Source organism: Variovorax sp. PDC80 (genome assembly GCF_900115375.1).
Taxonomy (GTDB): Bacteria; Pseudomonadota; Gammaproteobacteria; order Burkholderiales; family Burkholderiaceae_C; genus Variovorax.
The window spans coordinates 609,939-623,109 of the sequence record NZ_FOWG01000001.1 but is presented as its reverse complement, the minus strand read 5'-3'; the positions used below and the strand labels follow the sequence as shown (position 1 = coordinate 623,109).

Below are 13,171 nucleotides of genomic sequence, written 5' to 3'. Positions count from 1 at the left end.
GCGGCGCAGTAAGCAAAAAAGCCCATGCCCACGCTCGACATCCGCGACCTCACGGTCAACTACGCCGTCAAGGGCGGCACCCTGCAGGCGCTGGCGCCGGTCAACCTGCGCATGCACGACGGCGACTTCGTGGTCGCGCTCGGCGCCTCGGGCTGCGGCAAGACCACGCTCTTGAACTGCATCGCGGGTTTCCTGCCGCCGTCCACCGGCGAGATCCTGCTCGACGGCCAACCCGTGGCCGGCCCCGGTGCCGACCGCGGCGTGGTGTTCCAGAAGCATGCGCTGATGCCCTGGCTCAACGTGCGCGACAACGTGGCGCTGGGGCTGCGGCTCGCGGGCGTCGACCGCGCCACGCGCGACCGCGTGGCGGAAGAGAAACTCGCGCTGGTCGGGCTGCAGAAGTACGCCGACCGCGCGGTGTACGAGCTCTCGGGCGGCATGCAGCAGCGCGTGGGCATCGCGCGCGCGCTGGCCAGCGATCCGGCCGTGCTGCTGATGGACGAGCCGATGGGCGCGCTCGACGCCTTCACGCGCGAGCAGGTGCAGGAGATCCTGCTGCAGGCCTGGTCGACCTCGAACAAGATGGTGTTCTTCATCACCCACTCGGTGGAGGAGGCGCTGTTCCTCGCCACCCGGCTGATCGTGATGAGCCCGAGCCCGGGGCGCATCTCGCACGTCTACGACGAGGTGCCGTTCTCGCGCCAGTACCTCTCGCACGGCGATTCGCGCAAGGTGAAGTCCGAACCCGAATTCATCCGCATGCGCGAGGAAGTGCTCTCCATCATCCACCACCGCGAGGCCACTCATGCCTGAGGCCAGCATCGCATCGGTCGCCATGACGCCTCCCACCAAGCCAGCAGTCGTCCCGCCGCCCGCGCCCGGCACCAAGCTCAAGACCAGCGCCTTCAAGGTGCCGGGCGAGGGCTCGAGCTTCACGATCAGCGTGGTCACGGTGCTGACGCTGATCGCGCTGTGGTTCCTGGTCACCAACATGGGCTGGGTCAAGCCGCTGTTCCTGCCGACGCCGCAGGCGGTGTTCCAGCAGTTCTACGAATACCTGACCGGCCAGGCCAACGACAAGCCGCTGTGGCAGCACTTCCTCGCGAGCATGTTCCGTGTGTTCTCGGCCTTCCTGCTGGCCTGCGTCACGGCCATCCCGGTGGGCATCGCGATGGGCATGAGCCGCTTCTGGCGCGGCATCTTCGATCCGCCGCTGGAGTTCTACCGGCCGCTGCCGCCGCTGGCCTACCTGCCGCTGATCATCATCTGGTTCGGCATCGACGAGCTGCCCAAGGTGCTGCTGATCTTCCTGAGCTGCTTCGCGCCGCTGGCGCTGGCCGCGCGCTCGGGCATGCGCAGCGCCTCGCAGGAGCAGATCAACGCGGCCTACTCGATGGGCGCGAGCTACCTGCAGGTGATCCGCCACGTGATCCTGCCCTCGGCGCTGCCCGACATCCTGGTCGGCATGCGCATCGCGATCGGCTTCGGCTGGACCACGCTGGTGGCCGCCGAGATGGTGGCGGCCAACATGGGGCTGGGTCAGATGGTGCTCAACGCGTCGAACTTCCTGCGCACCGACATCGTGATCATGGGGATCGTGGTCATCGGGGTGGTGGCATATCTGTTCGACCTGCTGATGCGCTGGCTCGAGCGGCGTCTGGTTCCCTGGAAAGGGCGCATGTAGCGGAAGGCGCGGCGGGCGGCGAGACCGGCACCGCCGGCGGCATGGGCGAGGGCAGGGCGCCGCCCGGCCCCATCGACTGCTCGAGGAAATCGAGCATCGCGCGCATCGCCGCGCTGTTGTGGCGCCGCTGCGAATAGGCGGCATAGAGCCAGTGGTCGTGCGGCATGTGCTCGCGCAGCACCGGCACCAGCGCGCCGCGCTCCAGGTGCGACTGGGCCAGCGGCTCGGGCACGTAGGCCACGCCCACGCTGCGCAGCGCCAGCTCGATCAGCGCGACCGCGTCGTTGGCCTCCATGCGGCTGTGCACCGGCACCTCGTAGGCCTCGCCTTCGGTCTCGAAGGGCAGGTGGGTGGTCGAGGCGGCCGAATAGCTGAGCACGTCGTGCCGGCTCAGGTCGGCCGGCACGCGCGGCATGCCGCGCAGCGCCCAGTAGGCCGGGGTGGCGCAGACCACCATGTCGAACTGCACCAGCCGCCGCACGATCAGGTTCATGTCGTCGATGCGCCCGCCCGTCAGGTGGATGTCGATGCCCTCGCCGATCAGGTCGACGGCGCTGTTGGTGAAGACCAGGCTCACGTAGACGTCGGGATAGCGCTTGATGAACTCGGCGATCACGTCCGAGAGCCAGCCGGCGATCAGCCCGTGCGGCGCGCTCATGCGCAGCCGGCCGCGCGGGTGGGCGCCGTGGGCCTGCAGGTCGTTGAGGGTGTTCTCGGCCATGTCGACCAGCTGGGTGCTGCGCTCGAGCAGCACCTCGCCGGCGTCGGTCAGGCTCAGCGAGCGGGTGGAGCGGTTGAGCAGCCGCACGCCGCTGCGCTCCTCGAGCTCGGCCACGTAGCGGCTGACGGTGGCCTTCGACATGCCCAGCGACAGGGCCGCGCGCGAGAAGCTGCGCCGGAACGCGACTTCGCGAAATGTCTTGATGAGATCGAGTCCGTCCATGAGAGTGGGCGCATTGTTCCAGTTCGGCCAGAGGCCCGCGCCGGCGCAGGGGCATGACGTAACTTTGGTTTGCGCCCGCCGGACGCATCCGGTTGCATCCGGATCGCCGCCGGCTGCGTACAGGGGGTGATCGGTCCCGGACGGCGGGGCCCGCCAACATGCACGAGAAGGAAGAAGAAGCCATGCCGCAGGACATCGCGTTCGCCATCCGCTGGGTCGAGAAGGGCCTGGTGCCCGATACCGTGGTGCGCCGCGGCATCCGGCGCCTGCTCAAGGACCGGCTGTCGGAGTTGTATGCCGGCAACACCCCGGCCGTGGCCGAGCTGACGCAGGAGTTCGTCGGGCGCATGCGCTCGGCCAGCCTGGCGCCGCTGCCCGAGAAGGCCAATGCCCAGCACTACGAGGTGCCGGCCGCCTTCTTCGGCCAGGTGCTCGGCAACCACCGCAAGTACAGCAGCTGCTACTGGCCCGAGGGCACGCGCACGCTCGAGGAGGCCGAATCGGCCGCGCTGGCCAGCACCTGCGAGCGCGCCGGGCTGGACAACGGGCAGGACATCCTCGAACTGGGCTGCGGCTGGGGCTCGCTCACGCTGTGGATGGCCGCCCACTACCCGGGCAGCCGGATCACGGCGCTGTCGAACTCGGCCTCGCAGCGCGAATACATCGAGGCCGAGGCCGCGCGGCGCGGGCTGGCCAATGTGCGGGTGCTCACGCGCGACATCAACGTGTTCGACACCGAGGAGCGCTTCGACCGCGTGGTCTCGGTCGAGATGTTCGAGCACCTGCGCAACTGGCCGCAGGCCTTCGCCAACGTGGCGCGCTGGCTGCGGCCCGGCGGGCGCTTCTTCATGCACGTGTTCGTGCACCGCGAGGCGCCCTATCCCTTCGAGGTGCGCGACGCCAGCGACTGGATGAGCGAGCACTTCTTCTCGGGCGGCATGATGCCCAGCGACGACCTCGCGCTGCACTGCCAGGACGACCTGCGGCTGCTGCGCCGCTGGCGCTGGGAAGGCCGCCACTACCAGCGCACCGCCGAGGCCTGGCTGCGCAACATGGACCAGCGCCGCGAGGCGCTGCGCCCGCTGTTCCAGGCCACCTACGGCGACCAGGCCCATGTCTGGTGGACGCGCTGGCGCCTGTTCTTCATGTCGGTGGCCGAGCTGTTCGGCTACGAGCACGGGCAGCGCTGGTGGGTCAGCCACTACCTGTTCGAGCGGCGCGCCTGAAGCCGGCACGATGAGATTCAGCGCCCCGGAAGCCGCCTTCGCCGGCCTCGCCTTCACCGCCGCGGTCGCGCTGGTGGTCTGGCTCGAGAGCCTGGCACGGCGCGACGCGAGCCTGATCGACCGCTTCTGGCCGGTGCTGATCGCGGGCGCGGGCCTGGTCTACCTGGTGCTGCTGCCGAACGCGCCGCTGCACGAACCGCGCGGCCTGGCCATGGCCGTGCTCGCGCTGCTGTGGGGGCTGCGGCTGGCGCTCTATGTGGCGTCGCGCAACTGGGGCCACGGCGAGGACCGGCGCTACGAGGCGATCCGCGCGCGCAACCAGCCGGGTTTCGGCCTCAAGAGCCTGTACCTCGTTTTCGGGCTGCAGGCGGTGCTGGCCTGGATCGTCTCGGCGCCGCTGTTCGTCGGCATGGCGGGCGCGCGGCCGCTGGGCTGGCTCGACATCGCGGGCGGCGCGCTGGCGGCCTTCGGCATCGGCTTCGAGGCCATCGCCGATGCCCAGATGTCGCGCTTCAAGGCCGACCCCTCGCAGCGCGGCCAGGTGATGGACCGCGGCCTGTGGCGCTACAGCCGCCATCCCAACTACTTCGGCGAGGCCTGCGTCTGGTGGGGGCTGTGGCTGATGGCGCTGGGCGCGGCCGGCCTCGGCGGCGCCTGGAGCGTGGTCTCGCCGCTGCTCATGACCTGGCTGCTGCTGCGCGTGTCGGGCGTGCGCCTGCTCGAGGCCGACATCGGCCACCGGCGGCCGGCCTACCGCGACTACATCGCGCGCACCAACGCCTTCGTGCCGGGGCCGGTGCGCCGGCCGCCGAAATGAGCGTGCGCCATGCCGGCACGGCGCTGGCGTGCGCGCTGGCCCTCGCGGCGGGCGCGCAGCCGGTGGCCTCGCCCGCCACGGGCGAATGGAATTTCCGCGTGCTGCTCGACGACGCGCCGATCGGCGAGCACCGCTTCGTGCTCACGGCCGCGGGCGACGAGCGCCGGCTGAGCAGCGAGGCCGCGTTCGCGGTCAAGCTGCTGGGCGTCACGGTCTACCGCTACCGGCATTCGGCGGTCGAGCACTGGCGCGGCGACTGCCTGCGCCGGCTCGATGCCGACACCAACGACGGCGGCGACCGCTCCGAGGTGCGCGCCGAGCGCGAGTCGGAGGGCGACGGCCCCGCGCTGGTGGTCCTCACGCCGCGCGGGCGCAGCGCGATGCCGGGCTGCGTGATGAGCTTCGCCTACTGGAACCCCGCGATGCGCGCGCAGCAGCAGCTGCTCAATGCGCAGACCGGCAAGCTCGAGCCGGTGCGCATCGCCGCGCTCGACGAGGGCCGCGTCGAGGTGCGCGGCCGCGGCGTGGCGGCCCGGCGCTGGCGCGTCAGCGGGCCCGAGCAGCCGATCGACCTCTGGTACGCCGTGGCCGACGGCGAATGGCTGGGCCTCGATGCCCAGGTGCGCGGCGGCAAGAAGCTCAGCTACCGGCTGAAGTAGGCTTCGCGGCCAGCGCGCTCAGCACGGCGGCCGTCATCGCCTGCACGCCGGTCGTGATCGAGGGCTCGGGCACCGGCGCGAAGAAGGGCGAGTGGTTGAAGGGCAGCGGCTTGCCGCCTTCCTTCTGCGAGTCGGCGACCTCCTTCGGATCGTTCACGCCGATGAAGAAGAAGAAGGTGGGCACGCCCTCCACCGCGAACTCCGAGAAGTCCTCGCTGGCGGTGATCGGCGGCACCTGCACCACCTTCGCGTCGCCGAGTTGCGCCTTGAGCGCGGCCACGGTGCGTTGCGCCAGCGCCTGGTCGTTGATCACCGCGCCGTTGCCGCGCGCCGGGTCGAGGCCGATCGCGGGTTCGGGCGCGCCCGCCATCGCGGCCGAGGCCAGCGCGGTGCGGCGCACGCCGTCGATCAGCTGCTTGCGCACCTGCGGCTTGTAGCTGCGGATGGTGCCGCGCAGCAGCGCCGAGTCGGGAATGATGTTGCCGGCGGTGCCGGCCTGGATCGCGCCCACCGTCACCACGCCGAACTCGGCCGGGTCCTTCTCGCGGCTCACCACGGTCTGCACGTCGGTCACGAAATGGGCCGCCTGCACGATCGGGTCGATCGCGCGGTGCGGTGCCGAGCCGTGGCCGCCGCGGCCCTTGAAGTCGATCTCGAAGCCGTCGGAGGCCGAGGTGATCGGCCCCGCGCGGTAGCCGACGTAGCCGTAGGGCGAGGCCGAGGTGTGCAGCGCGAAGGCCGCATCGGGCTTGGGAAAACGCTTGTAGAGCCCGTCGGCCAGCATGCCCTTGGCGCCGCCGCTGGCCTCCTCGGCCGGCTGCGCGACGAACACCAGCGTGCCCTGCCACTGGTCCTTGAGCGCGAGCAGCGTGCGCGCGGTGCCGACCCAGCTCGCCATGTGCACGTCGTGGCCGCAGCTGTGGGCGACGAAGGTCTCGCGGCCCTGCCAGGTGGCCTTGGCCTGGCTCGCGTAGGGCAGGCCGGTCTTCTCCTGCATCGGCAGCGCATCGAGCTCGGTGCGCACCAGCACCGTGGGGCCGGCGCCGTTGCGCAGGACCGCGACCACGCCGGTGCGGCCCACGTGCTCGGTCACCTCGAAGCCGAGGGCGCGCATCTGCTCGGCCAGCTTGCCGGCCGTGCGCACCTCCTGGAAGCCGAGTTCGGGATGGGCGTGGATGTCCTTGTAGAGCGTGTCGAGCTGCGGATAGGCCTCGCGCGCGAGCGACTCGATGCGCTGGGCGTTGGGGGCGGCGCCTTGCGCCATGGCGGCGGGCACGGCGGCGCAGGCGAGGCAGGCGGCAAGGGAAAGCTGGCGAAGTGAATGCATGAAGGGACCTGTCTCCTGGGTGAGGTGTCTTTGCTTGTTCTGGAAAGGGACCGGCCGCGAATCTAGGCAATGACTTGCCAGGCGTCCAATGCATTGTTCTATCCACAGCCATAATTCCAATGCATGAACAGGCCCCTCCATGCCATGACCTTCGTGCAGCTGCGCCACTTCCTCTCGGTGGCCGAGACGGGTTCCTTCACGCGCTCGGCCAAGGCGCTGTCGATCACGCAGCCGGCGCTGAGCCGCAGCATCCATGCGCTCGAGGAGGTGCTCGGCCGCGCGCTGTTCGACCGCGTGGGCCGGCGCAGCGAGCTCTCGCATTTCGGGCGCGAGATGCTCGAGCGCGCGCGCCACCTGGTCGGCGATGCGCAGGAACTGGTGGCCAGCGCGCGCGGCGGCGGCGGCGCCCACCTGCGCGTGGGGCTCGGCGCCGGGCCCGGCGCATTGCTGGCCACGCCGCTCTTGCAGCGCATGGCCTACCGCGGCGCGCCGGTGCGCATCGACATCCTGCGCGGCGACACCGACCGGCTGGTGCAGGCACTGCGCCAGCGCACGCTCGACGCCGCGGTGGTCGAGTTCCGTACCGTCACGCCGAGCATCGACCTGCGCGTCGAGCCGCTGGTGGAGATGGGCGGCGCCTTCATGTGCCGGCGCGGCCATCCGCTCGCGCGCAAGCGCGGGCCGATGACGTTCCAGAGCCTCAAGGACTACCCGTTGGCGTCCACCGGGCTCGGGCGCGACGTGGTGCGCGCGATGGTCGATGCCTACGGTCCCGAGGCGCATCCCGACCAGTGCGTGACCCTGCGCTGCTCGGAGCTGTCGAACCTGGTCGAGCTCGCGCGCGGCAGCGACGCGATCCTGCTCGCGGTGCGCGCGGTGGCGCCTGACCTGGTCGCACTGCCGGTGCATCCGCCGCTGGGCCGCGCGCGCTTCGGCCTCGTGACCCTGGCCGGCCGCAGCGAGGCGCCAGCGCTTTCGTTGTTGCGCGAGGTGATCGCCGAGCGCATGCCGGCCGAGCCCGGCTGAAGTCGCTTCAGGCGGGCAGCGCGTCGGCGCCGATGCGCTCCCACAGCCGCGCGACCGCCGGCCGCGCGTTGAGCCGCGCGCGCCAGGCCACGATCGCGACCTCCACGTCCCAGGCACCATCGCCCACCGGCACCAGCTCGCCGAGCCGGCCCGCGACGAAGGAGCTGTCGGGCAGCCAGGCCATGCCCATGCCCTGCTGCGCGAGGTCGCCGAGCACGTCGGTCATCTCTGATTCGAAGGCCCGGTAACCGATCAGCGGCTGCGCCGACTGCTCGATCGCGGTCGCGACCACGCGCGCGAAGTAGCCGCTGGGCGAATACATCAACAGCGGCAGCGGATGGGTCACGCTGCCCGGCAGCGCGAAGCGTTCCGAAGCGGCGAGCGCGCGCGACACGTAGGGCCGCACGCGCTCGAGGCCGAGCTCGCGGCGCTCGAAGCGCGCCGCATCGAGCTGCAGCGGATGCGCGGCCTGGTGGAAGCCGATCAGCACGTCGGCCGAGCCCGCGCTGAAGGCCGTCAGCGTGTCGTGCACGTTGCCGACCTCGAGGCTGCAGCTGAGGTCGCCCGCGCCCGACCAGCGCGCCCACCAGCCCGGCAGCCGCGTGCTGGCCAGCGCATAGGTCGAGGCGATGCGCACGTGGTTGCGCGCGGGCGCGTCGCCGATCTCGGCGCGCGCATCGGCGATCTGGTCGAGCAGGCCCGCGGCCACCTTGCGGAAGCGCTCGCCCGCGGGCGTGAGCCGCGTGGGATAGGCCGCGCGATCGATCAGCTTGGCGCCCAGCCATTGCTCGAGCGCCTGGATGCGGCGGCTGAACGCGGCCTGCGAGACGTTGCGCATCTCGGCCGCGCGCGTGAAGTTCTGTACCTCGGCCAAGGTGACGAAATCCTGAAACCAGCGTGTGTCCATCGCGCCCTCTGTTCCTTTGCGTGCGGCGCATTCTGCAAGCCGCGTGCCCATCGGTTGCGTGCATGGGCGATGCGTGCCGCGCATCGCGCCCGGATGCAAACTCGACATTGGACCGCGTGCGCGGGCCTCGCGACCATTGGCGAATCCACTCACCACTTCAGCAAAGGATTCGGACATGAGCGAACAACTGCGCGCGGCCGCGAAGGAATACATGGTGCGCTACGGCGGCGACACCTTCCCCAACCTGTTCCGCAGCGCCCGCGGCGCGGTGGTGGTCGACGACACGGGCCGCGAGATCCTCGACTTCACCTCGGGCCAGATGTGCGCCACCATCGGCCACAACCATCCGGCGATCGTGCGCGCGGTGCACGAGGCCGGCGAGAAGGCCTTCCACCTGTTCAGCGGCATGATCCCCGAGGTGGTGGCCGAGCTGGCGCAGAAGATGGCCACCGACTGGATGCCCGCGCCGCTGAGCAAGTCGCTGTTCGTGAACACCGGTTCCGAGAGCAACGAGGTCGCGCTGCGCATGGCGAAGATGTACACCGGCGGCTTCGAGATCCTGGCCGTGGGCGGCTCCTGGCACGGCGTGACGGGCGGCACCAGCGCGGTGTCGTTCGCGAGCGACCGCAAGGGCTACGGCGTGCACGTGCCCGGCGTCTACCTGATGCCCGAGCCCAACGCCTACCGGCCCTACATCCGCGGCATGTCGGGCGAGGAGTCGGCGCTGGCCTGCCTCGAGCTCGGCCTCAAGATGTACGACATGGCCTCGACCGGCCGGCGCGCCGCGATCATCATCGAGCCGATCATCAGCGCGGGCGGCGTGCTGGTGCCGCCCAGGTCGTACATGCAGGCGCTGCGCCGCGCCGCCGACGAGCGCGGCATGCTCCTGATCTTCGACGAGGCCCAGACCGCGTTCGGCCGCATCGGCCACCGCACCGCCTCCGACTTCTACGGCGTGGTGCCCGACATCATGTCGGTGTCGAAGACCATGGGCGGCGGCCTGCCGCTGGCCGCCGTGGCGACCAGCCCGCGCATCGAGCAGGACGTGCACGAGAAGGGCTTCACTTTCTACACCAGCCATGTCTCCGACCCGCTGCCCGCCACCGTCGGCCTGGCGGTGCTCGACACCATCCGCAGCGAAGGCCTGATCGAGCGCGCGCGCACCACCGGCGCCTACCTGCGCGGTCAACTGCTCGAGCTGCAGCGGCGCTACGAGGCGATCGGCGACGTGCGCGGCGAGGGCCTGCTGCTGGGCGTGGAGCTGGTGCAGGACCGCGACTCGCGGCTGCCCCATCACGAGCTCGGCGCGCGCACCACGAAGAAGTGCTTCGAGCTCGGCCTGAGCATGAACATCCGGCGCCGGCCCGAGCGCGGCTCGGTGTGGCGCATCGCGCCGCCGCTCAACGTGGCGCACGAGCAGATCGACCGCGCCATCGAGATCCTCGACCGCGCGCTGCGCGAGAGCCTGGACGAGATCGCCCATCCCGCGCCGGTGGCGCTCGCGGCCTGACGCGCCGGAGAACGCCATGAAGACCCCGAATCGAATGCTCGCGGGTGCCGTGCTTGCGGCCGCCGCACTGGCCGCGCTCGCGCAGGAACCCGGCGGCACGCTCGCCAAGGCGAAGGCCGCCGGCACCCTCGTGATGGGCGTGCGCGAGGCCTCGCCGCCGCTGTCGTACGCGGTGGGCGGCGGCTACGTCGGCTACCACGTCGAGCTCTGCGAGCAGATGCTCGCCAAGCTGCTGCCCGGCGTGGCGGTGCGGCCGATGGTCGTGACCTCGCAGAACCGCGTGCCGCTGCTGCAGAACGGCACCGTCGACATCGAGTGCGGCTCGACCACGAACAATGCCGCGCGCCAGCAGCAGGTGGCCTTCGGCAGCACCACCTACATCACCGAGGCGCGCTTCGCCGTGCGCGCGGCCAGCGGCATCGAGTCGGCGGAGCAGCTCAAGGGCAAGACGGTGGTCACGACCGTGGGCACCACGCTCGTGCAGCGGCTGCGCAAGCTCGAGCAGGACAACAAGGGCATGGCGCTGAACATCGTGCTGGCCAAGGACCATGCCGAGAGCTTCCTGCTGCTGGAGAGCGGCCGCGCCGATGCCTTCGCGATGGACGACAACACGCTCGCGGGCAACATCTCGAACGCGCGCAACCCGGCGGATTTCCGCATCGTCGGCAAGCCGCTGGGCATCGAGCCGATCGCGATCATGATCCGCAAGGACGACCCGGCCTTCAAGCGCGCGGTCGACGGCTACCTCGCGAATGCGATGGCCTCGGGCGCGCTCGAGAAGCTCTATGCGCGCTGGTTCATGGCGCCGATCCCGCCGCGCAACGCGGTCATCAACATCCCGCTGAGCGATTCGCTGAAGGCGGCCTTCCAGTCGCCCAACGACCGGCCGGCCGAGGCCTACGAGGAGCGGCTGCCCTGAGCCTGTGCCCGCAGGCCGCGCCGCAGCCGCGCGGGCGACTGGCCGTAGCGCGCGCGGAACATGCGCGCGAAGTGGGCATCGCTGTTGAAGCCGTTCTCGAAGGCGATCGAGGAGACCGAGCGCGCGTGGTTGCGCGCATCGCGCAGCGCCTCGTGGCAGCGCTCGAGCCGGGTCTGCCAGATCAGCCGCTCGGGGCTCGCGTCGCTGCCGTCGAAGGCCTTGTAGAGGTAGCGCCGCGAGCAGCGCAGCGCATGGGCGATCGCATCGACCGAGAGCGTGGCCTCGCTCGCATGCAGCCGCACGTACTGCACCGCGCGCAGGCGCACGGCGGCCAGCGCGTCGACCGGCGCGCGCGCATGCGGCCGGCCGCTCGACAGGGTGGTCGCGAGCAGGCCGATCGAAGCCTCGGCCAGCAGGTGGGCGGCATCCTCGGTGACGTGCGCGAGCTGCGTGTTCAGCGTGCGCAGGTGGCCGCCGAGGATCGGCGCCATGCCGCTGTCGGCCAGCGCCTCGTCGCTCGAACACACCAGCGACGGCAGGCCCAGCGCCGCGAGGCGCTCGCGCGGGATCTGCAGCCCGAACAGCGAGGCCGGCGCGGCCGATTCCCAGGTGTAGGGCAGGCGCTGGTCGAGCATGATCCAGTCGCCCGGGCCCAGGTGCACCGTGCGGTTGGCCGCGTGCACGTCGGCGGCGCCGGCGATCTGCATCGAGAGCTTGAAATAGCCGCCGCCGCTGTCGAGCGCGTCGCGGGCCTCGCGCGTCACGCGCGAGAGCGGCACCTGCATGCGCACCGCGCCCAGGCCGCCGACGTCGTAGATGTCGCAGCGGGCCTCGAAGTCCGGGCCGCCCGCGTCGTCGTCGCCGCGCAGCCGGCCGAAGTAGGGCGCGATCGCGCTTTCCCAGTAGCGCATCCGCTGGGCAGCGGGAACGTCGAGCGTGGAACAGGACTGGGCGTGCATGGTCCGGGCATTACAGCCGGTCTGGCGGCGCGCCACAAGCAAGGCGGGGCCGCGCGGCCGCACGCCGTGCACGCTGGTGCAAGACACGGTGCACCGGCAGTCGTGCCGCCGGCGCTGCGCTGGCTATCGTCGGCCGGCCCCTTCATCCAACCCGAGGAATCCCATGAGCAGCAAGCATCTCTTCATCGAACAATGGACACCCAGGCCGGCCTGGATCGCCCGCACGCCGGCCGAGCGCCGGGCCTTCGCCGACGCCGTGCTCGGCGCCATCGAGGCCATGAAGGCCGGCGGCATCCGCACGCTGGGCTGGGGCGCGGCCGACCGCGGCGTCGACCATGCCGATCCCGCCGCCGCGTTCTGGGCCGTGTGGGAGATGGACAGCGCCGAGGCGGTCGCGGGCTTCCGCCAGGGCGTCGAAGCCTCGGGCTGGTACACCCTCTTCGAGCAGCACAACACCACCGGCGTGGCGCAGACCCCGGCCCAGGTGCTAGAACTGCTGGCGGGGCTCCCGTCATGAGCTTCAAGGTGCTGTCGCTGGTCTTTCCGGGCATGACCCTGATCGACCTCGCGGGTCCGCTGCAGGCGCTGTCCTTCATCCCCGGCTTCGAGTCGCAGCTCGCGTGGAAGCACACCGGCGCGCTGGCCTCGGATGCCGGTGTCAGCGTGGTCGCCACGCACGGCTTCGACGACTGCTGGGAGGCGCCCGACCTGCTGTTCGTGCCGGGCAACACCAAGGCGCTGTTCGCGCTGCTCGAGGACGAGCAGACCAAGGCCTTCCTCGCCCGTGTCGGCGCGCGTTCGACCTGGATCACCAGCGTGTGCAACGGCTCGCTGCTGCTGGCCGCGGCCGGGCTGCTCGACGGCTACCGCGCGGGCTGCTACTGGTATGCGCGCGACCGGCTCGCGCTGCTGGGCGCGATTCCGAGCCCGGGCCGTATCGTGATCGACCGCAACCGCATGACCGGCGGCGGCATGACCGCCGGCATCGACTTCGGCGTGCGCGTGGTCGGCGAGATCGCCGGCGAGGCCACGGGCCGGATGGTGGAGCTGCTGATGGAATACGCGCCGCAGCCGCCCTATGGCACGGGACGACCCGAGCTGTGCGACGAGGCCCTGGTGGCCGGTGCGCGCGAGGCGCTGCGCGAGCTCATGCCGCTGGGCACCATCGAGCGGGTCGCGGCGGCGCGCGGGTAG

Annotated in this window: 14 protein-coding genes; 10 read left to right on the top strand and 4 right to left on the bottom strand. The window is 71.1% G+C overall.

Translation table 11 applies throughout. From position 1 onward, the window contains the following. The first annotated feature begins 24 nt into the window (after positions 1 to 24). Positions 25 to 813, top strand: a complete 789-nt coding sequence (locus BM109_RS02760) for a taurine ABC transporter ATP-binding protein (protein WP_093340343.1) — start codon at positions 25 to 27, stop codon at positions 811 to 813. Further along, a complete protein-coding gene (locus BM109_RS02755) occupies positions 806 to 1,684 on the top strand; it encodes an ABC transporter permease subunit (protein WP_093340342.1) in 879 nt (292 codons plus the stop codon). Before BM109_RS02760 ends, BM109_RS02755 begins: the two co-directional genes overlap by 8 nt. On the opposite strand, the gene BM109_RS02750 is transcribed toward BM109_RS02755, so the two are convergent. Beyond that, entirely contained in the window at positions 1,602 to 2,627 is a 1,026-nt protein-coding gene (locus tag BM109_RS02750) for a LysR family transcriptional regulator (protein ID WP_093340340.1), read from the bottom strand. The genes BM109_RS02755 and BM109_RS02750 overlap by 83 nt on opposite strands. Before the next feature lie 182 nt (positions 2,628 to 2,809). Between BM109_RS02750 and BM109_RS02745 the strand changes: the two genes are divergently transcribed. From BM109_RS02745 to BM109_RS02735, 3 genes are read left to right on the top strand one after another with little or no spacing between them, the layout of a single operon-like run. Then, complete coding sequence (locus BM109_RS02745) at positions 2,810 to 3,853, top strand: SAM-dependent methyltransferase (protein ID WP_093341227.1); 1,044 nt, start codon at positions 2,810 to 2,812, stop codon at positions 3,851 to 3,853. Between the two features lie 10 nt (positions 3,854 to 3,863). After that, on the top strand, positions 3,864 to 4,670 hold the full coding sequence (locus BM109_RS02740; RefSeq protein ID WP_093340339.1) for a DUF1295 domain-containing protein: 807 nt from the start codon (positions 3,864 to 3,866) through the stop codon (positions 4,668 to 4,670). Further along, positions 4,667 to 5,329 carry a DUF6134 family protein gene (locus BM109_RS02735; RefSeq protein ID WP_256222299.1) on the top strand — a complete coding sequence of 221 codons (663 nt, stop codon included), beginning with the start codon at positions 4,667 to 4,669 and terminating at the stop codon, positions 5,327 to 5,329. The genes BM109_RS02740 and BM109_RS02735 overlap by 4 nt, the downstream gene beginning before the upstream one ends. On the opposite strand, the gene BM109_RS02730 is transcribed toward BM109_RS02735, so the two are convergent. Continuing rightward, on the bottom strand, positions 5,310 to 6,656 hold the full coding sequence (locus tag BM109_RS02730) for an amidohydrolase (RefSeq protein ID WP_093340337.1): 1,347 nt from the start codon (positions 6,654 to 6,656) through the stop codon (positions 5,310 to 5,312). The two genes, BM109_RS02735 and BM109_RS02730, sit on opposite strands and share 20 nt — an antisense overlap. A gap of 123 nt (positions 6,657 to 6,779) precedes the next feature. Here BM109_RS02730 and BM109_RS02725 point away from each other — a divergent pair, with 123 nt between their 5' ends. Then, positions 6,780 to 7,682 carry a LysR family transcriptional regulator gene (locus BM109_RS02725; RefSeq protein WP_256222298.1) on the top strand — a complete coding sequence of 301 codons (903 nt, stop codon included), beginning with the start codon at positions 6,780 to 6,782 and terminating at the stop codon, positions 7,680 to 7,682. A 7-nt stretch (positions 7,683 to 7,689) separates the two neighbouring features. On the opposite strand, the gene BM109_RS02720 is transcribed toward BM109_RS02725, so the two are convergent. After that, complete coding sequence (locus tag BM109_RS02720; RefSeq protein ID WP_093340334.1) at positions 7,690 to 8,589, bottom strand: LysR family transcriptional regulator; 900 nt, start codon at positions 8,587 to 8,589, stop codon at positions 7,690 to 7,692. Between the two features lie 175 nt (positions 8,590 to 8,764). Here BM109_RS02720 and BM109_RS02715 point away from each other — a divergent pair, with 175 nt between their 5' ends. Next, entirely contained in the window at positions 8,765 to 10,099 is a 1,335-nt protein-coding gene (locus tag BM109_RS02715; protein WP_093340332.1) for an aspartate aminotransferase family protein, read from the top strand. Positions 10,100 to 10,115: 16 nt separating this feature from the next. Then, positions 10,116 to 11,018, top strand: a complete 903-nt coding sequence (locus BM109_RS02710; RefSeq protein WP_093340330.1) for a transporter substrate-binding domain-containing protein — start codon at positions 10,116 to 10,118, stop codon at positions 11,016 to 11,018. Here BM109_RS02710 and BM109_RS02705 read toward each other — a convergent pair. Continuing rightward, entirely contained in the window at positions 10,997 to 11,977 is a 981-nt protein-coding gene (locus tag BM109_RS02705) for an AraC-like ligand-binding domain-containing protein (RefSeq protein ID WP_093340329.1), read from the bottom strand. The two genes, BM109_RS02710 and BM109_RS02705, sit on opposite strands and share 22 nt — an antisense overlap. Positions 11,978 to 12,140: 163 nt before the next feature. Between BM109_RS02705 and BM109_RS40610 the strand changes: the two genes are divergently transcribed. Both BM109_RS40610 and BM109_RS02700 read left to right on the top strand, forming a co-directional pair. After that, a complete protein-coding gene (locus tag BM109_RS40610) occupies positions 12,141 to 12,494 on the top strand; it encodes a DUF6616 family protein (protein WP_143129066.1) in 354 nt (117 codons plus the stop codon). Then, positions 12,491 to 13,171 (top strand): DJ-1/PfpI family protein, encoded by a 681-nt coding sequence (locus BM109_RS02700; RefSeq protein WP_143129064.1) that lies wholly within the window; start codon positions 12,491 to 12,493, stop codon positions 13,169 to 13,171. Before BM109_RS40610 ends, BM109_RS02700 begins: the two co-directional genes overlap by 4 nt.